16 protein-coding genes, 1 rRNA gene and 1 pseudogene are annotated in these 25,806 nt (G+C 58.2%); 4 read left to right on the top strand and 14 right to left on the bottom strand.

Features of this window, described 5'->3' with window-relative positions; all coding sequences use genetic code 11:
* Window positions 1–37: 37 nt before the first annotated feature.
* The 10 genes and pseudogenes from ACTQWD_RS06960 to uvrA all read right to left on the bottom strand — a co-directional run bounded on the left by ACTQWD_RS06960 (window position 38) and on the right by uvrA (window position 15,635).
* A complete protein-coding gene (locus tag ACTQWD_RS06960) occupies window positions 38–889 on the bottom strand; it encodes an acetylxylan esterase (protein ID WP_427795962.1) in 852 nt (283 codons plus the stop codon).
* Window positions 882–1,808, bottom strand: a complete 927-nt coding sequence (locus ACTQWD_RS06955) for an acetylxylan esterase (protein WP_441559612.1) — start codon at window positions 1,806–1,808, stop codon at window positions 882–884. Before ACTQWD_RS06955 ends, ACTQWD_RS06960 begins: the two co-directional genes overlap by 8 nt.
* 137 nt (window positions 1,809–1,945) lie before the next feature.
* A pseudogene (locus tag ACTQWD_RS06950) lies at window positions 1,946–2,767 on the bottom strand (ABC transporter ATP-binding protein); the annotation flags it as partial.
* On the bottom strand, window positions 2,768–4,783 hold the full coding sequence (locus ACTQWD_RS06945) for a dipeptide/oligopeptide/nickel ABC transporter permease/ATP-binding protein (RefSeq protein WP_154517511.1): 2,016 nt from the start codon (window positions 4,781–4,783) through the stop codon (window positions 2,768–2,770).
* A 3-nt stretch (window positions 4,784–4,786) separates the two neighbouring features.
* Entirely contained in the window at window positions 4,787–5,743 is a 957-nt protein-coding gene (locus tag ACTQWD_RS06940; protein WP_370450641.1) for an ABC transporter permease, read from the bottom strand.
* A 157-nt stretch (window positions 5,744–5,900) separates the two neighbouring features.
* Window positions 5,901–7,508 carry an ABC transporter substrate-binding protein gene (locus tag ACTQWD_RS06935; RefSeq protein ID WP_441559611.1) on the bottom strand — a complete coding sequence of 536 codons (1,608 nt, stop codon included), beginning with the start codon at window positions 7,506–7,508 and terminating at the stop codon, window positions 5,901–5,903.
* Window positions 7,509–7,872: 364 nt separating this feature from the next.
* A complete protein-coding gene (uvrC, locus tag ACTQWD_RS06930; protein WP_154517564.1) occupies window positions 7,873–9,759 on the bottom strand; it encodes an excinuclease ABC subunit UvrC in 1,887 nt (628 codons plus the stop codon).
* 60 nt (window positions 9,760–9,819) lie between these two features.
* Window positions 9,820–12,117 (bottom strand): murein biosynthesis integral membrane protein MurJ, encoded by a 2,298-nt coding sequence (murJ, locus tag ACTQWD_RS06925; RefSeq protein WP_441559610.1) that lies wholly within the window; start codon window positions 12,115–12,117, stop codon window positions 9,820–9,822.
* Between the two features lie 3 nt (window positions 12,118–12,120).
* Window positions 12,121–12,621: a Cys-tRNA(Pro) deacylase gene (gene ybaK, locus ACTQWD_RS06920; RefSeq protein ID WP_154517518.1), complete on the bottom strand. Its 501-nt coding sequence runs from the start codon at window positions 12,619–12,621 to the stop codon at window positions 12,121–12,123.
* A 134-nt stretch (window positions 12,622–12,755) separates the two neighbouring features.
* On the bottom strand, window positions 12,756–15,635 hold the full coding sequence (gene uvrA / locus ACTQWD_RS06915; RefSeq protein ID WP_427728763.1) for an excinuclease ABC subunit UvrA: 2,880 nt from the start codon (window positions 15,633–15,635) through the stop codon (window positions 12,756–12,758).
* 193 nt (window positions 15,636–15,828) lie between these two features.
* On the opposite strand from uvrA, the gene ACTQWD_RS06910 reads away from it, so the two are divergent.
* The 4 genes from ACTQWD_RS06910 (at window position 15,829) to ACTQWD_RS06895 (ending at window position 21,951) form a co-directional block, all read left to right on the top strand.
* Complete coding sequence (locus ACTQWD_RS06910; RefSeq protein WP_441559609.1) at window positions 15,829–17,982, top strand: LTA synthase family protein; 2,154 nt, start codon at window positions 15,829–15,831, stop codon at window positions 17,980–17,982.
* 145 nt (window positions 17,983–18,127) lie between these two features.
* Window positions 18,128–18,958: an Mrp/NBP35 family ATP-binding protein gene (locus tag ACTQWD_RS06905; protein WP_427718672.1), complete on the top strand. Its 831-nt coding sequence runs from the start codon at window positions 18,128–18,130 to the stop codon at window positions 18,956–18,958.
* Window positions 18,959–20,230: an NAD(P)/FAD-dependent oxidoreductase gene (locus ACTQWD_RS06900; protein WP_441559608.1), complete on the top strand. Its 1,272-nt coding sequence runs from the start codon at window positions 18,959–18,961 to the stop codon at window positions 20,228–20,230.
* A gap of 80 nt (window positions 20,231–20,310) precedes the next feature.
* Window positions 20,311–21,951 carry an NAD(P)/FAD-dependent oxidoreductase gene (locus ACTQWD_RS06895; protein ID WP_441559607.1) on the top strand — a complete coding sequence of 547 codons (1,641 nt, stop codon included), beginning with the start codon at window positions 20,311–20,313 and terminating at the stop codon, window positions 21,949–21,951.
* Window positions 21,952–22,016: 65 nt separating this feature from the next.
* Here ACTQWD_RS06895 and uvrB read toward each other — a convergent pair whose 3' ends face one another.
* The 4 genes from uvrB to rrf form a co-directional block, all read right to left on the bottom strand.
* On the bottom strand, window positions 22,017–24,257 hold the full coding sequence (gene uvrB / locus ACTQWD_RS06890; RefSeq protein ID WP_441559606.1) for an excinuclease ABC subunit UvrB: 2,241 nt from the start codon (window positions 24,255–24,257) through the stop codon (window positions 22,017–22,019).
* Window positions 24,258–24,308: 51 nt separating this feature from the next.
* Window positions 24,309–24,890, bottom strand: coding sequence for a lytic transglycosylase domain-containing protein (locus ACTQWD_RS06885; protein WP_441559605.1), 582 nt, complete (start codon window positions 24,888–24,890; stop codon window positions 24,309–24,311).
* Window positions 24,883–25,524 carry a dephospho-CoA kinase gene (gene coaE / locus ACTQWD_RS06880; RefSeq protein WP_441559604.1) on the bottom strand — a complete coding sequence of 214 codons (642 nt, stop codon included), beginning with the start codon at window positions 25,522–25,524 and terminating at the stop codon, window positions 24,883–24,885. The genes ACTQWD_RS06885 and coaE overlap by 8 nt, the downstream gene beginning before the upstream one ends.
* Before the next feature lie 191 nt (window positions 25,525–25,715).
* Window positions 25,716–25,806: ribosomal RNA gene (gene rrf / locus ACTQWD_RS06875) — 5S ribosomal RNA — on the bottom strand; the annotation flags it as partial.

Raw genomic sequence — 25,806 nt, 5'->3', positions numbered from 1 at the left:
CTATGCCGCCCACTCTTGTTGGCAGTGTCCAGGCCGTCTAGGCCAAAGAACACAGGTAGAACGCTTGGTTAAAGAAGTCGACGACTTCGTTTTCGAACGCATTGATGCGTTCGTGAGCATATTTGGCATAGATAATATGCCTCCGGTCACACTCAAGACCGTTGAATACGGCAAACTGGCCCTTGGGATCGCTCACGGCATCCATGAGCGATGTACCCATAAGTACCGATCCGCGCACCCGAGACGACAGCGCTTCGAGGCCACCGGGAAGCGGATTGGCAACCGCCGTGCAGGCAAGGCCCCGCTCGTCCAGAGCAGAAACCGCCAGCGCGACTCCACCGCCAAGGCCCTCGCCCCATGCAAAGATGCGGTCGGGGTCCATGCCGTCAAGATTGCGCGCGACCTTTGCCATTGCACAGCCCCAGCGGACGCGTTCAACAAAAACGGGCGAGGTAACCCCCTGCTGCAGCTCGCTGAGCCCAATCACATCGTCGTCCAGCGCAAGCACGGCATATCCCATGGCGGCAAACCTCGTCATGTGATGCCATCCACGTACGGGTCGGTCGATGTCGTGAAACATCAGGCATAGCGGCACAAGCTCGGATGCCCGGGCACAACCTGAGGGCTCAATCAAACGGCCGTGTACGACTTCCCCGGCAAGTTCAAAGGAAACCTCGGAGTAACGCGCGCACGGATTGGCGAAATCAATCGCCGTGACAGTCAGTCCGCAAACCTCAAGGTCCGAAGCGGCTGCCTCCAACTCGGAAACATCCGCCAAAGCATCGCCGCGCCAATCACGGAAATCGGAGAGCCTTGACGAAACCGTCCCAGAGATCCCCGCAAGCTCGGGGTCAATCAGCTCATTGACATTGCTCTCGCACTTAGACATGAGCCTCCCCTTCCTTGCAGAAAAACGGAATAATCAGATCGTCAAAATCCTGAATCTCCTCGTGGCCAAAACCCTCAAAGAACTCATGGCGCTTCTCACAGGTCAGGTTGTTGTAGACCGCAAACTGCGTCGCCGGTGGACAGACGATATCGGCCGTTCCCGTGCCAAACAGCACGGGGCATTTGACCATGGGGGCAAAGTTCTTGGAATCGAAATACGCCAGCTTGGCATAGGCTTCGTCAATACAAGTCGAGTCCTCGTCAAACCAGCGAGACCAATAGCGCAGGCCCTCGTAGGCAATGTCGTCGGCATCCAAATCCCAGACCAGGCGGAAATCCGACAGGAAAGGATAGAGGATGGCGGCACGATTGATAAGCTCGCTGTTAAGCGCGCAGGTCGCAATGCCCAAGCCACCGCCCTGCGACGCACCGTTCACAAAAACGCGGGCAAGATCGATGCCCTCGAGCTCGCGAACAATGCGGCACAGAATGCGGATATCCTGATGCAAGCGTACGTAGTAGAGATTGGCCGGGTCGCCGTCGATACCGGCAACGATATGCCCGGCAACCGTTGCGCCTTCAAATCCACCAATATCCTCGGAGGGGCCACCCTGACCGGGGCAGTCGAGGGCGACAAGTGCCATGCCCATACCCGCAAACGACGCCTGCTCGAACCAGCTGCGGCTTGCGCCCGGATAGCCGTGGAACTGTAGCACCAGCGGCACGGACTCGTCCGAAACCGGCTTGAGATACTTGGCATGCAGGCGGGCGCCACACATGCCGGTATACCAGAGGTCAAAAAACTGGCAGGTCGCAGTATCGGCAATCGATGCCGCCTCAACCGCATAGTCGATCTCGACGGCGTCAGCCTCGGCCATGCGGTCGTTCCAAAAGAGATCGAAATCTGATGGACGAGGCATGGCGCCCCGATAACCACCAAATTGCTGTTGTAGCTCCTGAGCGCTTGGCATGGCTCGTGAACCCAACCTTTCGAAATCGCAACGAGGGTGCGCCCGGCAAGGGAGCCGGGCGCACCGTGGGGAAAGCGAACCGACACGCCAAGCTTGGGGTGCAGCAGCGACGGCGCAGCACCGAGCAGCATCTTGGTGTAGGGGTCCTGCGGGTTCTGGAAGACCTGCTTGGCCTCGCCCTGCTCGACGATCTTGCCGCCGTTCATGACGATGATGTCGTCAGAGATGTAGCGGACCGTCTGGATGTCATGGCTAATGAACACCATGGCCAGGCCGAGTTCCTTCTTAAGATCGGTCAACAGGTTGAGGATCTGCGCGCGGACCGAAACGTCCAGAGCCGAGGTGGGCTCGTCGGCGATGATGGCGTCAGGGTTCAACGACAGGGCACGGGCAATTGCCACGCGCTGGCGCTGACCGCCCGAAAGCTGGCCGGGAAGAACCTCGGCGGCAGAGCTGGGCAGACCGGTGAGCTCCAGGAGTTCCTTAACGCGCTTCTCCTGCTCGGCCTCGGTACCCAGGTTGTGGACGCGCATGGGATCGAGCAGCTGCTCACGAACGACCATGCGAGGGTTGAGTGCCGTCGCGGGGTTCTGGAACACGACCGAGATGACGCGGCCCATGTGACGACGATCCTCGGCAGTACGCTTGGTGACGTCCTTGCCCTTAAAGTAGACCTTGCCACTCGTGGGGGCCTGCAGGCCGCACATGACATTAGCAGTGGTGGACTTGCCGCAACCGGACTCGCCGACGATGCCGATCGTCTGACCGGGCATGAGCTTAATGGTCACGCCTTGGACGGCATGAACCAGATTGGGGTGCAGGATCGAACCGGTACGGGTCCTAAAGGTGACGTGGACATCGTCAAGGAAGATAATCGGCTCGACGCCGTTGACCGCAGTCTCGCTCATCTACATCACCTCCGCATGAGGGGTCAAACCATTTGCCTTGAGCACCTCATCGGGGAGCTCGGAATAGAAGTGCTCGGTGCCGGGCACGCGCTTGAAGACCGGACGGGTGTCCAGGCCGATGTGCGGATGGCTTGAGCGGGGCGCGAAGCGATCGCCCTTGGGGAAATCGCGCGGGCTGGGGACGGCGCCGGGCACCTGGTGCAGGCGACCCGAACCGCTCTCGATGGACAGAACGGAACCCAGAAGACCGCGGGTGTACTCGTGAATCGGGTTGGTGAGCAGCTCCTTGGTGGGCGCCTGCTCGATAACCTGACCGGCGTACATAACCGTGATGTTATGGGCGACCTCGGCGACCAACGCCAGGTCATGCGAAACGAAGATCATGGCAAAGCCGAGCTTGGCCTGAAGATCGTTGAGCAGCTTAATGACCTGCTTTTGGACGGTAACGTCCAGAGCGGTCGTGGGCTCGTCGCAGATGACCAGCTTGGGGTCGCGGGTAAGGGCCATAGCGATCAGAACGCGCTGACGCTGTCCACCGGAAAGCTCGTGCGGATAGCTCTCGAGCGTGCGCTTGGGATCGAGGCCGACGAGCTCCAGGAGCTCCTCGGCGCTGCGGGTGCCGCCGCGCTTGGTGAGCTGCTTCATCTGGGCGGAGATGAGCATAGAGGGGTTGAGCGAGGACAGGGCGTCCTGATAGACCATGGCGATATCGGTACCGCGCAGGCCGAACCACTCCTTCTTGCTCATCTTGAGCAGGTCACGACCCTCCCAGAGGACCTCGCCGGAAAGATGCTCGTCCTCATCGGTCAGGCCCATGATGGCCAGCGTGGTGATGGACTTACCGCAGCCGGACTCGCCTACCAGGCCCATGGTCTGGCCGGGACGGACGTCAAAGTTGACATGGTCGACCACGTTGATATCACCGTGGTGCTCAAACTGGATGCAGAAATCGCGGACCGAAAGAATCGGCTCAACGGACTCATCGGGCACATGGCGGTCGTTACGCTTGAGCTCGACATCGCGCAGGGCGCCAAGACGGGCGGACAGGGACTGGGCCTGCTCCTTGTAGGCGCGAACGGGGTCGGAGACCAGCAGGTCGGCCTCGCGGCGCTTGGAGGAATCGGTCGGATCCAGAGCGGCGGAAGGAGCAGCGGCCATAGCGTCGGTAATGCCCTCAGAGAGGATGTTGAGCGCCAGGCAGGTGATCATGATGGCCAGACCCGGGAACAGCGCCTGCCACCAACGACCGGCGAGCACGCCACCGCGGGCGTCGGCGAGGATGTTGCCCCACGTAGCAGTGGGCTCCTGGATGCCAGCGCCGATAAAGGTCAGCGAAGCCTCGAAGATGATAGCGTCGGCGACCAGGGTGACGGTGAAGACCATGATCGGGGCAATGCAGTTACGAAGAACGTGCTTGATCAGAATCCACGGAGCCTTGGCGCCGGAGACGATGACCGCGCGGACATAGTCCTCACCGTACTCGGATACGATGTTGGCGCGCACGATACGGGCGATCTGCGGGGTGTACATAAAGCCGATCGCAAAGATAATCGACGGCACGGAGTTGCCCAGGATGGAAACGAAGACGGCTGCGAGGGCGATACCCGGGACAGACATGATGATGTCCAGGATGCGCATAATCGTCTCGGAGACGGCCTTGCGCGAAACCGCAGCAAGAGCACCGACAACGGAGCCACAGACCAGAGCCATAGCGGTAGCACCAAAGCCGATGATCAGCGAGTAACGACCACCGTAGAGCATACGCGAAAGGATGTCACGGCCCTTGTCGTCGGTTCCGAAGATAAACCCGTTGCCGGGAGCCTGGCGAGCCGTAAAGATCTCGACCGGGCTATAGGGGGCAAGCAGGGGGGCAAGAATCGCAGTCAGGGCGACCAGCACCAGCACGATGGCGGCAATCTTAGAAGACAGCGTCATCTTCTTCCAGCCACCGAGCTTGAGCCCCTTGGAGGCAGCCTTCTCGAGCTGCTCGGTTTGCTTCTCTCGAATCTTTACCATAATCTACACCGTCCTGATGCGCGGGTTGATGAGCAGGTAGAGCATGTCAACCACGATGTTGATGATGATGAAGGCAAGAGCAACGACGATGACGACGCCCTGAACCAGGTTCGCCTCGTTGCCCTGAACGCCCTGCAGGATCGCAGTACCCATGCCGGGGAGGTTGAAGATGACCTCGATGACGACGGCGCCGCCCATGAGATAGCCAATCTTAAGACCGAGGGTGGTGACCGGGGTGATCAGCGCGTTGCGAAGAACGTTGATGCCGACGACGACCTTCTCGGGAACGCCGGCGCCGCGAGCCATACGGACATAGTCCTTGTCGAGCTCCTCGACCATGGCGGTACGCACGATACGAGTCATCTGACCCGTCAGCGGAAACGCCAAGGCGATGGCGGGCATGATCATGCGTCCCAGATAGCCAGCCGGATTCGTGGTGAAGTGCGGCAGGGCGCCCGATGCCGGGAGTACCTTAAGGTAGGAAGAGAACAGCAGGATCAACAGAACGGCAAGCCAGAACGACGGGGTTGCCAAGCCGGCGATGGAAAAGACGCGGATCACTTGGTCCGGCCATTTATCGCGATACAGTGCCGCGATGACGCCGAGCAAAAACGATACGACCGCACCGATGGCAAGACCGATGAAGGTCAGCTGCATCGTGACGGGTAGGGCCGTGGAGATGCGCTTGGCAACGGAGTTGCGAGCAGCACCATAGGTGCCCATGTCGCCATGGATCAAATTGCCCATATAGCGCACGTAGCGCACGGGCCAGGGGTCGTCCAGACCATACTTCTCATGGTACTCGGCAACCGCCTCGGGCGAGGCACCGTCACCCAACGCCGTGTAGGCGGGGTCGGTCTTGGAGAACGACATAAGGAAGAACACCAGGACGGTGACGCCCAATGCCATGATCGGCAGCGCCACGAGACGCCTTCCAATCAAACGTAGAAAGTTGTTCACGTTCTCTCCCCTTTCTTTTGTCGGTAGGACCAACTGGTATATGAGTACGGACACTCATTACAAGACCCGAGCGACATCGTTGCCGCCCGGGTCTTTGTTTCAACTATGAGGATACGGTCCCAACGGCCGACATCCTGCATATAGACTCAAGCGAGTCTTACGCCTTGACGGTCGCGACACCCTTAAAGGACATGCTCGTCGTGCCGATGCCCTTGAAGCCATCGAGGGCCTCGCCGTTGGGCGCAGTGGACGGATCGTTCCAGGAAGCGGAGACGGTCTTAACGTGGACAACGGGGTACAGAACGGCGTTTTCGGCGATGATGTCGAAGCACTCGTTCCACTTCTTCTGCTGCTCGTCGCCCTCGGCGGCAAGAGCCTCGTCCATAAGGCCGTGGAGCTTCTGCCACTCAGCGGACTCCTTCCACGGGCAACGGGTCTGCATCCAGACGTTGTCGCCGTACCACCAGTTGAGCAGCAGGTCGGGGTCTGCGCCGAAGCAGGAAGGATCGCCAGGGGCAAGGAGGATATCGTAGGCCTCGCCGCCGTCGATGGCAGCATAGGTGGCCGGCGAGGTATCGGTCTGGATGGTCACATCGAAGCCGAGAGCGTCGAGGTCGTTCTTGACCTGGGCAGCCATACCCTTGATCTGCTCGTTATCAGTGGTGCGCAGGGTAATGGCGCCCGGGGTGATACCGGACTCCTCGATAAGCTTCTTGGCCTTCTTGGCGTCGGTCTTGTACACCGTGGAGGCCTCATGATAGTTGGTGAAGCTCTTGGGCAGGTAGCAGCTGGCAGCGGTAGCAAGGCCGGCGAAGGTGTTGCTGATCATCTTCTCGGTGTCGAGCGCATACATGACAGCCTGACGGACCTTGACGTCGTTCCAAGGCTCCTTGGCGACGTTGAACATGATGAAGCGGGTGCCGAAGCCCTGGACGTTGTCGATCTTGCAGCCGGCGCCCTCGAGCTGGTCGACGGCGTCAGCGGTAACGAGCTCCATGACGAGCGTGGAGCCTTCCTGCTGAGCGGTGACGCGAGCGGTGGGGTCGGTCAGGATGCTGTACTGGATCTTCTTATCCTCGGCAGCATACTCACCGTTGTACTCGGGGTTGGGAACCAGGGTGATCTCGGTATCGGAGATAGAATCGTACATCCAGGGGCCGGAGCCGATCGGCTGCTTGGCGCGATCCTCCTCGCTCTGGGCGGCAGGAGTAACGCGAATAATGGCCAGACGATCCTTGAGCAGGGAGAAGTTGGGGACCTTGGTCTTGACCGTCACGGTGCTGGCATCCTTGGCCTCGATGGACTCGAAAGGCTGGAAGAACGGAGCGTAGGTGGCAGAAGCGGCGCAAGCGGTGTAGGAGGCGACGACGTCGTCAGCGGTAACCTCGGTGCCATCGGAGAATTTGGCGCCCTTGCGGATGGTGACCTCGAAGGTGGTGTCGTCCACGGACTTGGGATCATCGGTGGCGAGCTCGTTGAAAGTGCTGTAGTCGTGGTAATCGATGCCGTAGAGGCCCTCGACGACGTGCCAGTTAGCGCCCAGGCCCACGGCGGAGCCGGTGCTGGCGGGGTCGAAGCTGGACGGAGCGTAAGCGGAACCGGCGGTGATCACGCCGCCGCCACGGTTGGCGGAATCGGCGGGAGCGGAACCCTCGTCGCTAGAGCTGCCACCGCAGCCAGTGAGACCAAAGCCGGCGACAGCAGCGACGCTGCCGGTGAGGCCGAGGAACGAACGCCTGGACATACCCTTATTGATGATGGCCATGTCTTCTCCTATCAATAGAGAATCTTACCCGGGAGCACCTAAACTTGCCCCCGCGCAACTTGCGGACGATATATACCTTACCTACCGACAAACCCAACTGAGGTGCCGCGCTCGGCGACCGATACATACATACGCTTGAACGGTATTTACTACCGTTCACCGAATTCGTTGACAAACGATACAGCAGACAGTATGTATCGGCGAGGTGAGATATCAGTCTTCGTCAACCCGCAGGATAGCAGGGTTTTCGCTTGGGTTAGTCAAACGTTTTAGCGTTAATAAAACCCGAAACCAGCAGGCAATCATGGCGAAATAAATGGTTGAAAATCGCGCAATCATGTATATCAGTTGTTTATGCTCGTGTTTAGCTATCGGAATGGCCAGCCGCGGCCTCGGCGCGCTCGGCATTCCATGCAACGAGCGCCTCGTGGACCGCCTTGGCAACATCGGCAGGTATGCCGCGAACTTCCGCGATCTCTTGCTCACTCGCCGCGCGCAACCGCTTCATCGAGCCAAAATGGCGCATAATTGCACGTTTTCTAGTGGGTCCCACGCCTGGAACGTCATCGAGTACCGAGACCGTCATGGCTTTATCGCGCAATTCGCGATGGAACGTGATGGCAAAACGGTGCGATTCGTCGCGCACCTGCTTGATGAGATAGAGCGACGCAGACCCGGTCGGAAGCACGACAGGAGTCTCGTCCCAAGGCACGAAAACCTCCTCATCGGCCTTTGCCAAACCACAAACTGGTATATCGAGCCCAAGGGCCTCAAGTTGCTTAATTGCAGCCGTCAATTGCGGCTTGCCGCCGTCGACAACGAGCAAATCGGGGCGCGAGCCAAAACGTTCGTCGGTCATCCGCTCGGGAGCATAGCGACGCCCCAAAACCTCGGACATCGAAACGAAGTCGTTCGCCTCGTCCAATTCGGCCTGGATTTTAAAGCGGCGGTATTGGCTCTTGTCGGCGTGGCCGTTGGTAAACACCACCATCGAGGCGACCGTAAAGGTGCCATGAAGCGTAGAGATATCGAAGCACTCGATTCGCATTGGCGGCGCAGGTAGCGCCAAGGCGCTCTCAAGCTCCAGGAGTGCTCGATTGGTGCGATCGTCGGCGTATCCCGTGCGCATCATATAACGCATGAGGGCATGACGCGCATTTTTAGATGCCATATCGAGCAACCGGTGTTTTTCGCCGCGCTGAGGCCTATGGAGATGACAGGAACGCTCGCGCTTGTCCGAAAGCCACTCCCCTAGCGCCTCCGCATCCTCAAGCTCGACGGAAAGGTTCACCTCGGCTGGAATATCAGCCGTCTCGTCGTAATAGCGCTTGAGAAAGCCCGACTGAAGCTCCTCTTCATCGACATCCAGGCCCTTATCGAGAATGAACTCACAGGTTCGAACCGTTCGCCCCTCGCGCACAACAAACACGCAGGCGGCCGAAATGGTCTCTTCTCGATAGAAACCAATCACATCGAGATCGACACTCGACGGAAAAACGACCTGCTGTCGGTCGTCCAAGCCCCTAATAACTTCCAAGCGACGCTTGACGCGCGCCGCCCGCTCAAAATCGAGCGCTTCGGCGGCGTCCGTCATCTCGGATGTAAGCTCATCAACGACATCTTTACGATGGCCCGACAAAAATCGCTCGACGCGTTTAACGTTTTTAGCATAGTCGGCTGGAGAGATCGCACCGACGCATGCCCCCGGGCCGCGGCCAACATGGAAGTCAAAGCAAGGACGCCCGTTTTGAGCGCAAATCATATTGACGATATCTTCTTCGCCCTTGTGGGACTCGACGATACGGCGGCATCGACGCCATTCCGCACAAGAAGCCGAGCAGATCGGGATTACCTTGCGCAGCGTATCAATGGTCTCGCGCGCCGCGCGGCTGTCGGTATAGGGACCAAAATAACGCGTTCCCGGCTTATGACGCTCACGAGTATATTTAATAGCTGGGAACAGATCACTCTTGGTGATAGCGATAAAGGGATAGCTCTTATCGTCCTTAAGGTCGACATTAAAGTACGGATGGTATTGACCGATCAGGTTGCGCTCGAGCACCAGCGCCTCGTGCTCGTTCTCGACAACGATATAGTCAAAGCTCGCAACCAGCTGCATCATCAGTGGAATCTTTTGGCGCTCGTCCTGCAGCGTCACATATTGACGCATGCGCGAGCGCAGATTTTTAGCCTTGCCAACGTAAATGACATCGCCCTTGGCATCTTTCCAAAGGTAGCAGCCAGGCTGCATGGGCACACGCGAAACCTGTTCGGCAAGCGTTGGAATGTTGTCATGACCTGCCACGACTGCCTACCTGCGGCGAAGAAGCGCGGAGACCTCAGGCATCTTTAGAAGGACGGCAAGGCCAAAAGTCACGGCAAGTGAAACCATGCCCGCGATGCAAACATAGCCCAAGGTAATAAGAATCGATCCGCCAAGCGCTCCGACAAAACTCTCGAGCGCCCACAAAACGCCGGCACCCGCTGCGGCACCCAGGCCGCCGAGCAAAAGGCCATAGAAGCAGCCGTGCAGAATAGATTTAACCTGAAGACCCTGCAGACGACGACGCAGCCACCACAGCGAACAGCCGACCAGAATCACATAGTCGACAACATACGAAATCGCAATCGCAGGCATGCCATAGCCCAGCACCACACCAAACAGCAGAACCGAACCAGCCTGACCGATAGCAGAGTATAGGCAATAGCGGCTATAGGGCTTCATGTCGAGCAACGCCGAGAAGCTCTTCTGCATCAACACGACCACGCCGTAGAGCGGCAGGGAGAGCGCCAGATAAACCAGAAACTCGGACACAAGCGCCACACCCGACTCGTCGAACTTGCCGGCGCAATAAATCATGTTGAGCGGACGGGCAAACACAATGAGATATAGCGCGAAAGGAATCAGGAAGAAGAGCATCTGGGCCACGCCGCGCGAGATACCAACGCGCACGCTGTCATAATCCTTTTCCTGGGCATCGTGCGAAAGCTCGGTATAAAGCGCCGTCGAGAGCGAGGCGGCTATCAAGGCATAAGGCAGTGTGTACCAAAGGCGCGCATAGGCAATTACAGAAGGACCGGTCTCGGGCTGCACCACCAGCGCGGCTGCGTTGGTAATGGAAGTCGACACGAACATGCATACCGTAGCGAGCAACGTCGGGACGCCGAGCGCGAGCGTCTGTCGCAGTGCAGGATCCTTAAAGTCGATATGAATATGAGGCCGGACACCATGCTTACCGAGTGCGGGAATCTGGCACGCCATCTGGACAAAAACGCCAAGCGTCGTGCCGAGCGAAATCAAAACGACGCCCGCTTGCTCACCAAAGCAGGCAGATACGGGAGCGAAGCCCATAAAACTCGCAATGACAATCACATTGTTGAGTACCGGGGCGAACGTCGACCAAAAGTAGTCACGATGCGCGTTAAGAACGCCCGAGAACACCGAGCCCAAGCCGTAGAACAAAATCTGAATGGCAAAGAAACGGAACATGAATGCAGCGGTATCCATGCTTCCGCCATCGCCCGAAAGGAACGACTGCGTCCAGATAAAGCCCGGAGCAAACACGGTGCCCAACACCGAAATGCCGCCCAGCAGCAAAAGCAGGATGCCGAGCAGATTACCTACGTATTCGTTTGAGGCGTCGCGACCCTGCTCACGACGCACGCCCATGTACACCGGCAAAAAGGCGGTAACCAACATACCGCCCATCACGAGCTCATAGAGCATATTGGGCAGGTTGTTGGCGACCTGATAGGAAGACGAGAGCAGCGACATGCCGATGGCGGCAGCCATAGCCCAAGTACGGATAAACCCGGTGACACGCGACACAATGGTCAGTGCAGTCATGAGGCCGGCAGAACGGCCAACCGTAGAGTAGTCCGACGAGCCCATATCATCTACGTCGTCCTGTGATTGGGGGCTGACTTCAGTGTGTTGTCGAGAATCAACCTCGATATCAGGCTCATCGATTATCGCGAAGGGGTCGTCGACCAAAACGGCATCATCGGCAGAAAAAGCTCCGTCAACAGGCGTGACATCGCTGTCAAACGAAGCGCCATCGTTAGCTACGGCATTATTACCAAACACCGTGTCAACTTCCCTGGCGGCAGCGGTTCGACCAGAAAACGACAATAGATCCCAATCATCGTCCTCAACAGCAACGCCCTCGACCGGATCGGTCGAGCCGAGCGGTGACCACTCGTCATCCAAAAGAAACTGCTCGCCATCACCGTCGGTTGCAGGCCTCGCGGGACGATCGGCTGGGACACCCTGCAGTGCGCCCTTTCCCTGAGCCGCCATCAAAAACACCGCCGTCTCATCGGGACGCGGCGCACGAGACGCCCCGGCGTCAGGCATCCGTCCGGCACGGGATTGAGCCGCGGCCAAAAACACCGCCGTCTCATCGGGGCGAGCCGAAGAGAGAATCGTGCGGGGAGGCACCGTACCGGCGCCGGCGGCACGCAAATACACAGCCGTCTCCCCTGGATCTGCAGCAACGGACCAAGCGTTTCGAATCTGGTCATCGACCGAAGAAGCCTCAGGCGCGGGCGTCTGAGAAGCCGAACCCTTTGCAAAGTGAGCTCCGCGCTTCGATTCTTCCTGCGGCATCGCTCAGTCCTCTCTCGTGATCGGGGCAACCGTCGCCCCGCAAAATGCAACTAAGTCGTCGGGGGCAAGCTCAAGTTGATAGCCACGCTTACCGCCTGAGATAAAAATGGTATCCCAAAGGACGCATGTCTCATCGATCAGCGTCCGAAAGCGTTTTTTCATGCCGACTGGACTGCAGCCGCCCCGGACATACCCCGTCGCGGCAAGCAAGTCCTTGACATGCATCATGGTCAGCGACTTTTCACCAGCGGCGCGCGCGGCGGCCTTTAGGTCAAGCTCGTCGGCAACGGGAAGACAGCACACAACGTGTTCGTTGGACGGCGTCACGCAAACCAAGGTCTTAAACCCCTGGCCAGGCTCCTCGCCAAGTTGTTCCAAAATTGCAACGCCTAAACCCACCGACTCATCGCCATCGTCTTCATACGTATGGAGAATATAGGAGATGCCGGCGTTTTCCAGCTCGCGCATCGCATTGGTTTTCGGCGTCTTTGCAGCCTTTGCCATGGCATGTCCCTTCCCTCGCATTCGAACGTAACGCCTAAGTATATGTCCAATTTAGCCGCATACGTCATCTCGACACACAGAAGCGCCACCGAATCGAAAGGAATCGGTGGCGCTTCTCGTCCGACGGCGTCTCTTTACTGGGCGTCGAGTTGTGCCTGACGCTCGCGGTCGCGCTTGAGCAGCGGTGCCAAGAACTTGCCCGTGTAACTCTGCGAACATGCCGCGACCTGCTCCGGCGTACCCGAGACCACGACGGTTCCGCCGCCATTGCCGCCCTCGGGACCCATATCGATCAGGCGGTCGGCAACCTTGATGACATCAAGGTTGTGTTCAATCACCAGCACCGTGTTGCCCGCATCGACCAAGCGCTGCAGCACATCGAGCAGCTGGCGGACGTCCTCAAAATGAAGGCCGGTCGTCGGCTCGTCCAAAATATAGAACGTCTTGCCCGTCTGGCGTCGATGAAGCTCCTTGGCGAGTTTCACACGCTGCGCCTCGCCGCCCGAAAGCGTCGTGGCCGGCTGCCCCAAACTCACATAGCCCAAGCCAACGTCATACAAAGTCTGAAGCTTGCGCTTAATCTGCGGGATATTCCCAAAGAAGGCCAGCGCCTCGGTGACGCTCATGTCGAGCACGTCCGAGATGGTCTTGCCACGGTAGGTGACCTCGAGTGTCTCACGGTTGTAGCGTTTACCGCCGCAAACTTCGCAGGGAACGTAGATATCGGGAAGGAAGTGCATCTCGATCTTGATCTGTCCGTCGCCCTTGCACGCCTCACAGCGCCCGCCACTCACATTAAAGGAGAAACGACCCGGCGAGTAGCCGCGCGCCTTCGACTCCGGCGTACTCGCAAACAGCGCGCGAAGATCATCCCACAGGCCAATATAGGTAGCAGGGTTGGAACGCGGTGTGCGGCCAATCGGCGACTGGTCGATATCGATAACCTTATCGATACACTCGATGCCCTCGATTTTCTTATACGGACCCACAGGGCGCGTCGAACGGTGAATAGCATTCGTAAGGGCAGGCGCAATGGTGTCGGTAACCAGGGAGCTCTTGCCCGATCCCGACACGCCGGTAACAACCGTAAGCGTACCAAACTCGATCTTGGCAGTAACGTTTTTGAGGTTGTTAGCTCGAGCGCCCGTAATTTTAAGGCAGCCGCGACCGGGCTTGCGCCGTTCATCAGGCACCCGGATCATTCGTTTGCCGGTCAGATAAGCGCCCGTCATCGACTCAGGACACGCCATGATATCGGCAGGCGTTCCCGCCGCGACTACGTGTCCGCCGTTGACGCCGGCGCCGGGCCCCATGTCGATCACGTAGTCGGCGGCACGGATTGTGTCCTCGTCGTGTTCGACGACGATGACGGTATTGCCGATATCGCGCAGGCGCTCAAGGGTCTTGATCAGGCGCTCGTTGTCACGCTGATGAAGACCGATCGATGGCTCGTCTAGAATATAGAGCACGCCCATGAGGCCGGCGCCGATCTGTGTTGCCAGGCGAATACGCTGCGCCTCGCCACCAGAAAGCGTCGCCGAGGCACGATCGAGCGTCAGATAGTCGAGTCCAACATCGACCAGAAAACGCAAGCGCTCCAGGATTTCCTTGACGATGCGCCCGCCGATAAACTGTTGGCGCTCGGTGAGCTCCAGGCCCTCAAAAAACTCGAGCGACTCACGGCACGACAGGCAACAAACCTCGTAAATGGACTTGCCGCCCACAGTGACGGCGAGCATCTCAGGGCGCAAACGAGCGCCGTGGCAGCTCGAGCACGGTTCCTCGCGAATGTACTTCTCCAAGCGCGCCTTGGTGTTCTCGTTCGTCGTCTCGGTATAGCGTTCGTACAGGATGTTGCGAACGCCCGAAAACTTGGTATCCCACTGGCTACGACGTCCGTCGAGCTTTTGGTAGTCAACCGAGATCTTCGTATCGCCCAGGCCATCCAAGAATGCACGACGCACGCGAGGGGGCAAGTCCTCCCACGGCGTATCGGCGCTTACCTTAAAGTGTTTACAGACCGCAGCAAAAATCTGCGGGTAGTAGTTCGAATTGCCAAACAGGCTACCAAAGACTCCGTCGGCAATGGACTTCGAGGGGTCCTCGATCAGTGCCTCGGCATCAACGGTTTTCTTAAAGCCCAGGCCGTCGCACTCAGGACATGCGCCATAGGGAGCGTTAAACGAGAAATCACGCGGCTGAAGATCGTCAATGGAGTGTCCATGCTCCGGGCACGCCAAGGCCAACGAATACTCCAGCAGCTCGCCCTCGGTCCCCTCGGGAGCATCACGATCGGGCAGCATGTACACATTTACATTGCCGTGAGCCAGCGCGGTCGCCTGCTCAACGGACTCGGCGATACGGCCCAGAGAGTTCTCACGGATCACGATGCGATCGACCACGACCTCGATATCGTGCTTGAACTTCTTGTCCAGATCGATTGGATCGTCGAGCGAGCGCACTTCACCGTCGACACGCACGCGGCTAAAGCCCTCGGCGCGAAGGTCCTCAAACAGTTTGGTGTACTCGCCTTTTCGCCCGCGCACCACCGGTGCCAGCACAAACGCGCGGCGACCCTCCCCCGCCGCCAAGACCTTGTCGGCAACCTGGTCGGTCGTCTGGCGCTCAATGACGCGGCCGCATTCGGGACAGTGCGGGGTGCCCACACGGGCGAACAGCAGGCGCAGATAGTCATAAATCTCGGTTACGGTGCCAACCGTCGAGCGAGGGTTTTTAGACGTCGTCTTTTGGTCAATCGACACCGCCGGCGAAAGGCCGTCGATTGAATCCAAGTCGGGTTTGTCCATCTGGCCCAAGAACTGGCGCGCATAGCTCGAAAGGCTCTCGACGTATCGACGCTGGCCCTCGGCATAGATAGTGTCAAATGCCAGCGAGCTCTTGCCCGAGCCAGAAAGACCGGTAATGACCACGAGTTGGTCACGCGGAATGGAAACATCGATATCACGGAGGTTGTGCTCACGAGCGCCGCGAATAACGATAGAAGAATCAGACATGGAAGCTCCTTGCCTCCTATTGCATCGAATCATACTGCCGATGAGTTTAGCGCACTCGACGCGCACAGATGTTCGTAATACAAGATTCGCAGACCTTTAGCTTTGCGTATCGGGCGCTTTGTTTCTCGAAATGCCGTGGAAAGGTTACAGTAATCAAATACTGAACTTAATTTGCTGTAACAGAGGAACGTCCATGACCGAAGATATCCCCCTTGAAATCACTTCGAGCGACATGGCCAATCTGCCCATATTCATCGCCGTCCTTATCGTGGCCACCGTCGTCGTGCGCGTGTATTTTTCAATCAAACACAATGAAAAGCCGCCCATTGCCCGCGTCTTTTGGTGCGCGACGCTCCTCATCCCGCTCGGCATGGTAGCTGCATGGATTACGAATCAATTGCTCGTAAATGAGGGCAGTTCCCTATGGGTCCTTTCTTATTCGGCGCTCGGTGCTGCCGCCGTCATACTTCTTGTCGAGCCCTTGGTTTCGGGACTTATCGACCAAACCGATCTTGCGACGGGAACGGTTGCCTGTATTTGCCGTGACATCCTTGTCATCGCCGCTGTTTCAGCACTCTCGTTCGTTTCACTCGAAATTGCCTGCAATGAAACGTTCTATCGCATTCCCACCAACTCATTCGGGTTTTCCGTCGGGCTGCTCGCGACGGTTCTGCTCTCCCTTTATTTGCTGGGACAGCGTCATGGAGGCGTCATGGTCCTCGTGCCCGTCGTCTGTTGCATCCTTGGCATTGCCGAGCACTTCGTCATAACGTTTAAAGGCGAGGCCATCCTGCCAAGCGATATCTTGGCCCTTGGCACCGCAATGGAAGTGAGTGAGGGATACGAGTTTACCTTTACCGCCGGAATCGTAACCTCTCTAGCCCTGCTAGAGATTTCCCTGGGGCTTCTTTCGCTTATCCGACCGCGAAAGCTCCGTACGCCCACCCATGTCTTCCCCGCAATCGCCGCTAACCTCTGCGCTTTTCTGCTAGTGACCGTTGTGGGGCTCTCGGGCTTTTCCAGCATCGACTTGGAGCAGGCGCTGAATTTTGGATTTGACCGTTGGCAGCCCATCACCACGTATGCGTCTCAGGGTTTTATCACTTCGTTCACCGAAATGGTCAACGAGTTGCCCATTGAGAAGCCCGAAGACTATACGCCCGATGAGGCGCAGAGCATCGAGCAGGAGCTCGCCGCCACCTACGACAGCACGTATGGCTCGAGCGAGCAGCGCGCGGCGGTCGTTGCCCAGTTCAATGAAATCAAGCCGACGATTGTTGCCGTCATGAACGAGAGTTTTAGCGACCTTTCGTGCTTTGAGCAGCTCCAGGCGGCCGGGTACACCGGCCCCGCATTCTACAACTCGCTTCCCGACACGCTTGTTCGCGGCACCATGTTCGCTTCGGTCGCCGGTGGCGGAACGGCGAACTCCGAATTCGAATTTTTGACCGGAGCGACAACGGCCTTTGTCGGATTAGGCAAAATCCCCTATCAGCTGTATCAGATGAATGACGTCAACAGCCTGGCAAAGGACCTTAAAGAGCTTGGGTATACCGCTACCGCTATGCACCCGCAAAACCCCGTCAACTACCATCGAGATAAAATCTATCAGCAGCTGGGCTTTGGAGACTTTCTTTCAATCGGCGATTTCGAAGGTGCGCCCTGCTACCATGCCGGCGTATGCGACTACGCCACCTACGACAAGATACTCGACCTGCTTAGAACCGACGAAGCCCCGCAGTTCATCTTTGACGTCACGATGCAAAATCACGGCGGCTACGACTATGGCACCGTTCCCGCCGAGGAGCTGACAAACTATTGGGTCGAGGGAGCCAGCGAGGGCGCCAATAGCGCGCTCAACACCTATCTTACCTGCATCAACGCATCCGACCGGGACCTCGATTACTTTATCAACGAGCTCCGCAATATCGGAAGACCGGTTGTTCTTGTCTTTTTTGGCGACCATCAGCCGAGCGCCGCAACGACTCTCAACGACGAGCTGTACCCTCAGGAAGATACGGCAAGCCACGCTTTCCGTATCTATCAGTCGACCTATTTCGTCTGGGCTAACTATGAAATCGCTGGCAATACCGAGCTCAACGTCTACGACACCGTCGGGGCAAACGAGATTGCAGCCATTACCCTTAATAAGATCGGCGCCCCGCTCACCGACTATCAAAAGGCTCTGCTTGCAACAAGGTCAGATGTGCCCACCATCAATGTCGCCGGCTATCTTGGTGCCGACGGGCTGCGCTACGACTTGGAATCTGAAGACAGCCCATACGCCTCGACGATCGACAAGCTGCAGCGCATGCAATACCTCGAGTTCGCCAGCAAAGTTCAGTAAGCCCGCTCATTCGCTTGGGCCCATCGTATTGCAAGCACGCTCGGCCCAAATGCATCACAAATGACTCCCGCTCGCAAACGAGGGTACAATGACGCTCGTGTCACATCACGGGGCCCCGGCCCCAACATATACAAAGGAGTCATACATGGGTTGCGAGCACGCACAGGCCGCCGGCGGACAAACGTCACCGTCGCAATTTGAGGAGAACACGCTGTCCGAGGTCAAACGCGTCATCGCCGTGCTTTCCGGCAAGGGCGGTGTCGGCAAGTCGTTTGTCACCGGTGCCATCGCCACCGAGCTTGCCCGTCACGGCCACAAGGTCGGCGTCCTCGATGCCGACATCACCGGTCCCTCTATCCCCAAGATGTTCGGTATGAGCGGACGCCACGTCCATGCCCTTGGCAACCTTATGCTGCCCGAAATCTCCGAGCACGGCGTTAAGGTCATGAGCTCCAACCTGCTGCTCCAAAACGAGACCGACCCCGTCCTTTGGCGCGGTCCGGTCATCGCAGGCGCCATTAGGCAGTTCTGGAGCGAGACCTCGTGGGGCCCCATCGACTACCTGCTGGTCGACATGCCTCCGGGAACAGGCGACGTCGCGCTCACCGTCTTCCAGTCGCTGCCCGTCGACGGCATCGTCATCGTCACGAGCCCGCAGGATCTGGTCTCGATGATCGTCGCCAAGGCGGTTAACATGGCCGAGAAGATGAACGTCCCCATTCTGGGCATTGTCGAGAACATGAGCTATATTGAGTGCCCCGACTGCGGCAAGAAGATCGAGGTCTTTGGCAAGAGCAAGCTTCCCGAGGTCGCAGAGCGCTATAACCTCGACATCTTGGGCCAGCTTCCCATTAATCCAGCACTCGCCGAGGCCTGCGATAAGGGCGAGGTCGAGACCGCGCTGCCCGACGGCATGTTGCCCCAGGCCGTCTCTGCCGTCGAGGCCATTGCCCCGCACGAGACCGACGAGGCCTAAGTGAACACGAGCGCCTTCTATGACGTCCTGGTAATCGGCGGCGGGGCTTCAGGCCTCGCCGCCGCCATTACGGCCGCACGCGCTGGCAAAAGCGTCTGCATCGTTGAGCGCGATGTCGCCTGCGGCCTTAAGCTCCTTGCGACCGGCAACGGCCGCTGCAACCTCTCCAACGAATCGATTGAACCACAGCGGTATAACCACCCCGCATTCGTCGAATCCGTCATGGGCCCCCAGCCCGAACAAGAGCTTATGGGTTTCTTCTCCTCGCTGGGCATCATGACAACCTCCGAGGAAGGCCGGCTGTACCCGCGCTCCCTTCGCGCCGAATCGGTGCGCGACGCGCTTCTCAACGTTTGCGACCGCCTGGGTATCACCTTAATCTGCGGAGCCAACGTTGCCTCGGCGCACAAAGCTTCCGAAGGCTGGGCACTCCAAATAAACCGTCCAGCGCGGGCACTCAAGGCAAAAAAGCACGACGACCGAAAATCGGAGCTCCGCTCGCTTCGGAAAGCACTCGCCGATGTCCCTCGCAAGAACGAGGCCCTGGAGGCGCGCGCCGTAATTATCGCCACGGGTGGCAACCCCACCGGTATCGCCGATACGTTTAGCCTCCCCCTCACTTCGCTGCGCCCCATCCTCTGCCCCGTATCGGCAACGGTCGTCGGCGATCGGGCGGCACTCAAGACGTTGGATGGTCTGCGCGTCCGCGCCCGCTTGACGCTCACCCGTAACCATAGTGAGCTCTGGCACGAAGACGGTGAAGTACTGTTTCGAACCTTCGGTATCTCGGGCGTCGCTGTCTTCAACCTCTCCCGTCGTATCCAGCGCGGCGATACGATCCTGCTCGACGTTTTCCCCGACCTCTCTAAAGACGAGTTGCTCGATATGCTTAACCGGCGCGTTAAGCTGCTCGGCGTCTTTTCGCCCCGCAATCCCCGTTGGCTCGACGGCATGCTCGCCCCGCAACTCTCCCGCGTCGTCTGCACAGCGTTCGAGCAGTGCCATCCAGGCTCCAACGATGTCGTCCACCTGGTCTCGTTCCTCAAGCACTTTAAGTTGCTCGTCGAGGGAACAGCCGAGGAGCGCTCGGCGCAGGTCACGCGTGGTGGCGTATCTGTCGAGAGCATCTCAACACCCAGTCTACACGCGTGCAGCGTTGTCGACGCCCCGCTTTACGTCTGCGGCGAAGCGCTCGACATCGACGCCGATTGCGGAGGCTTTAACCTTGCGTGGGCCTGGATCTCGGGCATTCGCGCTGCAAGCAGCCTGTAGCCGCACAGTCTATAATCAAAAACGCATTCGGGCCGTCTGGGATACCGGACGGCCTCTTTCTTGCCTCTAAGGAGACCTCGATGATCGAAATCACCCAAGTCAACGCGTCACTCGATGAAGCCGGCGATGAAAATGCCTGCCTCATTGTTGGCAAGCGATTCGCCAAGCGCGTCCTACGTTGCAAGGACTCCGAAATCAAGTCCATCGAGCTCCACCGCAAGTCAATCGACGCTCGCAAAAAACGAGACGTCCATTTTATCCTGAGCTTTCGTGTTGAGCTGACTAGTCCCCACCTCGAGCGAGAAGCGATCGACAGCGTTGCCGAGCGTGACCGCTCGCGCGTACGCGCGATAGAAGACGATGAGCCTTCATTCCCCTCCCCCGTCTCCGACGCACCCAAAGAGCGCCCTGTCGTCGTCGGTGCCGGATGCGCCGGCCTTTTCGCCGCACTCACCCTTGCCGAAGCAGGTCTGAAGCCCTTGCTCATCGAGCGCGGCGACCCGGCATTTCGCCGCTCGCAGGCGATCGACCTCTTTCTAAAGGAGCGTATCCTCGACCCCGAGAGCAATATCCAGTTTGGTCTGGGCGGCGCGGGGACCTTCTCGGACGGCAAGCTCAATACGGGAACAAAAAATCCCGCCCATCGCCTCATCCTCGAAACCTTCGTCGAGGCGGGTGCGCCCCGCGATATTCTGTGGGATGCCAAGCCGCACATTGGCTCCGACTTCCTTCCCACGGTTGTTACCGCTATATCCCAGCGCATCGAGCAGTTCGGAGGTGTCGTCCGTTATCGAACAAAACTCGTCGACATTCGCATCGACGCGTCTGGCGCCATCACCGGTATTGATGTCCAATCGTCCCAAGACGCCGCTTACGAGCCAATTGAGACAAAGCACCTTATCCTCGCCTGCGGGCATTCTGCTCGCGATATTTTTGAACTCCTTAAGGACCACAACGTGGCCCTCGCACAAAAGACCTTTGCCATGGGCGTTCGCATCGAGCATCCGCAGCGCGACATCGACCGAGCCCAATATGGAGCCTCGGCGGGACATCCTGCCCTCGGAGCAGCCCCCTACAAACTCGTCGCCCATCTTCCCAACGGCCGCAGCGTGTTCTCGTTTTGCATGTGCCCCGGCGGGCAGGTTGTCGCCGCCTCTTCCGAGCAGGGCCACCTGTGCGTCAACGGCGCCAGCCTCAATGCCCGCGACGGCCGTAACGCAAATGCCGCCCTGCTCGTTAACGTCACGCCTGAGGACCTTCCCGACGATGACCCGCTCGCCGGCATCGAGCTCCAGCGCGCCTGCGAGGCGGCCGCCTATCGCCTGGGCGGTTCCAACTGGAACGCACCGGCACAACTCGTCGGAGATTTCCTCGCAGGACGCGCCAGCAAGGCGCCCGGAAAGGTAAAGCCCACCTATCCGCTCGGTGTGACTTGGACGGCAATTGACGAAGCCCTGCCGCAGCATATCGTCGAGTCGCTCCGCCTGGGACTTCCCCTACTCGGAAAAAAGCTACGGGGCTACGACCGCCCCGATGCCGTTCTTACCGGCGTGGAGACTCGTTCGAGCTCACCGGTCACTGTCACCCGAGACCGAACGTGCCATGCCGTATCGACCCCGGGCCTCTACCCTTGTGGTGAGGGAGCTGGATATGCCGGAGGCATCATGAGCGCGGCCACCGACGGTATCCGTTGTGCCGAAGCCCTGATCGCAGACCTCTAGCGAACGAATTCCAGCGCGCAAAAGACACAGGCCCCGAGCTCCACAGGGAACTCGGGGCCTGTTCGCTATTTCTTAAACCGTGCACCCTGGCGTTTTCTACCCGATGCGAACGTGGAACCCTTGCGGGCCTGCGAACGCAAGCGCTCGATCGTCTCGTCCTCAGACGCACCCTCGAGCATCGCCCGAATCTGAACGACAGCATCACGCAGGCGCGCCGCCTCCTCAAAGTCCATGGCGGCAGAAGCGTTACGCATATCCTCTTCCATGGTTTCGACGATCCGCACAAGCTCGTCATGCGGTAGTTCTTCCAACTGTTCCGCAAGTGTCTGCTCGGGCACCACCGTTTCCGGCACACCGCCCTCGCCCGACTCATCGGGCGTATAGAATGCACCATGGCCAAGAGAGTCGCCCTTCGAGCGTCCCTTGGAGCCCACAGTTTTTTCGGCCTCGGCAATAAAACTTGAGATGTCGTTGATGGCCTTGCGCACTGTCTTGGGCACAATGCCATGTTCTTCGTTATATGCCATCTGAATCTCGCGACGGCGCCGCGTCTCCTCGATGGCCGCTTTCATCGAATCGGTCACAACGTCTGCATACATGATGACTTCGCCATCGGCGTTACGGGCCGCACGGCCAATCGTCTGAATCAGCGAACGACGGTTGCGCAAGAAGCCTTCCTTGTCGGCATCGAGAATTGCCACCAGTGAGACCTCGGGAAGATCCAAGCCCTCGCGAAGCAGGTTGATGCCAACGAGAACATCGATCTTGCCCTCGCGCAGCGTTCGCAGGATCTCGACACGGTCCATTGTCGCCGTATCAGAGTGCATGTAATTGACCTTAATGCCCGCATCAAGTAGATGGTCGGTCAGGTCCTCGGCCATGCGCTTGGTCAACGTGGTCACCAGCACGCGCTCCTTGCGGGCAACACGCTCGCGAATCTCGTCCTCAAGATCGTCAATCTGACCGCGAACGGGACGCACGTCGATCTTGGGATCGAGCAGGCCGGTCGGACGAATAATCTGCTCCACGTCGTTTTGGCTCACCCGCAGCTCGTAGTCGCCCGGCGTTGCCGAAACATAGATGAACTGGGGGATTCTCGCCTCAAACTCATCGAAACGAAGCGGGCGATTGTCGAGCGCCGAGGGCAGGCGAAAGCCGTGCTCCACCAGGGTCACTTTACGCGAACGGTCGCCTTCATGCATGCCACGAATTTGCGGCACCGTCACATGGCTCTCGTCTATGATGCAGAGCATGTCCTTGGGAAAGTAATCGATTAGGGTAAACGGCGGCTCACCCGGCTTACGCCCGTCTAAATGGCGAGAGTAGTTCTCGATACCGTTGCAAAAACCCATGGTCTCGAGCATCTCTAAGTCATAATCGGTGCGCTGCTGCAGTCGTTGCGCTTCGAGCAGCTTATTGGTTGCCTTGAGCTCCGCCACGCGCTTCTCGCACTCTTCACTGATTGACTTCAAGGCCGCCTTGACCTTGGGCTTCTCGGTCACATAGTGCGATGCCGGCCACACGGGAATAGCCTCATACTCACGAAGCATCTCACCGGTAACCTCATCGATTTCGGCGATAAGCTCGACCTCATCGCCAAAGAACTCAAATCGCAACGGATGCTCAGCATAGGGCGGATACACATCGACAACATCACCACGCACGCGGAAGGTGCCACGCGCCAAGTCATAGTCGTTCCGGTCGTACTGAATGTCGATGAGCGCATGGATAAAGTCATCGCGCTCGAGCGGTACTTTCTTGTCGACATTCGGCGCCAGCCCCGCATAGTCCTCAGGAGAGCCGATGCCATAGATGCAGGACACCGAAGCAACGACAATCACATCGCGTCGAGAAAGCAACGAGGCGGTCGCCTGATGTCGAAGCATCTCGACTTCTTCGTTAATCGAAGCATCCTTCTCGATATACGTATCGCTTTGCGGCACATATGCCTCGGGCTGATAGTAGTCGTAGTACGAGACGAAGTAGACCACGGCGTTGTTGGGAAAGAATTCTTTGAGCTCGCTCGCAAGCTGGGCGGCGAGGGTTTTGTTGGGGGCCATGACCAGCGTTGGCTTACCGAGAGCTTCGATGGTCTTGGCCATGGTAAAGGTCTTGCCCGAGCCGGTCACGCCAAGCAAAACCTGATACCGGTCTCCGTCCCTCACACCCTGCACAAGCGACTCAATGGCCTTAGGCTGTGAACCTGCAGGCTCATAGGGAGACACGACCTCAAACGGTACCTCGGAGCCCTCAACGCCAAAACGTTTGAGCTCTCCGCCAACACGCTCAACTTCAAAATCCGCCATGGATACTCCTAACTCATACATCTGCAGTATACGCAGGCGGCAGGCATAGTCCTATACGAACCGGTCGGGATAGAGGGTCTTATAGCGAATCCAGGCATTATTGACACGAATCAAATAGGCTTGCGTTTCGGGAAAGGCAATCGCGTTATGGAGCGATGTGTTTTGCTGCGCCCACCCATCGACATTGCCCATTCCGGCATTGTAAGCAGCAATAGCGCTATCCGTCGACCCATTGAAATACGTCAACAGGTATGAGAGGTACGCGCACCCAAATTCGATATTCGAAGCGGGGTCATTCAGGTTATCGGCAGAATACTCATCCCCGTCGACAAGGCCCTTAGCGATCATATCCTGAGCGGTTTCGGGCATAAGTTGCATGAGACCTTGGGCGCCCTGGTTTGATTCCACCTCGGGATCCCAGTTTGATTCCGACTTGATGACGGCACACACCAGATACGGATCGAGATTATGCGAAATACTGGACTGCTTTACATACGCCTCATAGTCAATCGGATAGAACGGTTTAAAGAAAGCGGCGGGAGCACACGAGTAAACGAGCGAGATAAGGCCAAAGACGAAAACGACAACCAGCGGCACAAGGCGATACCACGTAAAGAAACGCGTCTTAGGCATCTGTCGTCTCCTTATCCATAGCATCCATAAGGCCATGGCGAGCAAGCCACGCGTCCAGTTGTTCAAAGAGCGAGCTGTCGCCCGCTGCGTTATCAATCACGGTCGTGGCGAGACTGCAAAGCGAAGACTCATCGGGTTGGCAAGCACAGCGAGCATCAAAATCGGATGGCTCCATACCACGGTGAATAGCGCGTTCGCGACGGACCGCTAAAGGAGCGCTAACAACCATAATTTCATCCGCAAGGCCAAAGGCGTCCTCAAAGCCAGTCGGAGCAGATACTTCGACCGCCGCAAAGGGATAGCGGGAAGACGAAACCGTACAGCAAACAGGATCGAGAATCCTCAGCGAAAGCTGCTCAACGAGAGCGGGGTGCACAATACTATTGAGCCTTGCAACCATATCGGGAGAAACAAAAGCTCGAGAAGCGAGGACGTTACGTCGAACACCGCCATCCTCGTCCAAAATATCCCAGCCAAACTCTTCAGCAAGAGCATTGACGATATCCGACCCCGGCACGTACAGCGATTTGGCAAGAACGTCTAAATCGATAAGCAGGGCTCCGCGAGATTCCAGAAAGCGGCAGGCAGTCGATTTACCCGAAGCAATATTGCCCAAAACGAAAACGGTAAACATCAAGCCCTCCCTAACGTCAATGCGAGTAATTATCGCGCAAATACAAAGCGACGGTTCAAAAAACAGCCAAACAGTAAGAGAGTCAAAGGAAGAGTCCGTTCACAAGGCACAGCTTGTATATAGCGCAAAAAGGGGGAGGCCGCGAGGCCTCCCCCTTCCCAGTCCAAGCGCACGGCTCGGTGCCGTCCACCGGTCAGCGGCGCCCTGGCCTCCCACGGGCTGGCCCCGCAGTACTCTCGGCGCGATGGGGCTTAGCTTCCGGGTTCGGAACGGGACCGGGCG

Source organism: Collinsella sp. LCP19S3_B6 (genome assembly GCF_052121815.1).
Lineage (GTDB): Bacteria > Actinomycetota > Coriobacteriia > Coriobacteriales > Coriobacteriaceae > Collinsella.
Note: the sequence above shows the minus strand (reverse complement) of the source record. Positions and strands in the feature narration are given on the sequence as shown.

Bases quoted from the DNA above. Each gene is read 5' to 3' on its own strand.
- ACTQWD_RS06960 (WP_427795962.1), bottom strand. From the start codon at position 889: ATGTCTAAGTGCGAGAGCAATGTCAATGAGCTGATTGACCCCGAGCTT.
- ACTQWD_RS06955 (WP_441559612.1), bottom strand. From the start codon at position 1,808: ATGCCTCGTCCATCAGATTTCGATCTCTTTTGGAACGACCGCATGGCC.
- ACTQWD_RS06945 (WP_154517511.1), bottom strand. From the start codon at position 4,783: ATGGTAAAGATTCGAGAGAAGCAAACCGAGCAGCTCGAGAAGGCTGCC.
- ACTQWD_RS06935 (WP_441559611.1), bottom strand. From the start codon at position 7,508: ATGGCCATCATCAATAAGGGTATGTCCAGGCGTTCGTTCCTCGGCCTC.
- uvrC (WP_154517564.1), bottom strand. From the start codon at position 9,759: ATGCAGCCTGGCTGCTACCTTTGGAAAGATGCCAAGGGCGATGTCATT.
- murJ (WP_441559610.1), bottom strand. From the start codon at position 12,117: ATGCCGCAGGAAGAATCGAAGCGCGGAGCTCACTTTGCAAAGGGTTCG.
- ybaK (WP_154517518.1), bottom strand. From the start codon at position 12,621: ATGGCAAAGGCTGCAAAGACGCCGAAAACCAATGCGATGCGCGAGCTG.
- uvrA (WP_427728763.1), bottom strand. From the start codon at position 15,635: ATGTCTGATTCTTCTATCGTTATTCGCGGCGCTCGTGAGCACAACCTC.
- ACTQWD_RS06910 (WP_441559609.1), top strand. From the start codon at position 15,829: ATGACCGAAGATATCCCCCTTGAAATCACTTCGAGCGACATGGCCAAT.
- ACTQWD_RS06905 (WP_427718672.1), top strand. From the start codon at position 18,128: ATGGGTTGCGAGCACGCACAGGCCGCCGGCGGACAAACGTCACCGTCG.
- ACTQWD_RS06895 (WP_441559607.1), top strand. From the start codon at position 20,311: ATGATCGAAATCACCCAAGTCAACGCGTCACTCGATGAAGCCGGCGAT.
- uvrB (WP_441559606.1), bottom strand. From the start codon at position 24,257: ATGGCGGATTTTGAAGTTGAGCGTGTTGGCGGAGAGCTCAAACGTTTT.
- ACTQWD_RS06885 (WP_441559605.1), bottom strand. From the start codon at position 24,890: ATGCCTAAGACGCGTTTCTTTACGTGGTATCGCCTTGTGCCGCTGGTT.
- coaE (WP_441559604.1), bottom strand. From the start codon at position 25,524: ATGTTTACCGTTTTCGTTTTGGGCAATATTGCTTCGGGTAAATCGACT.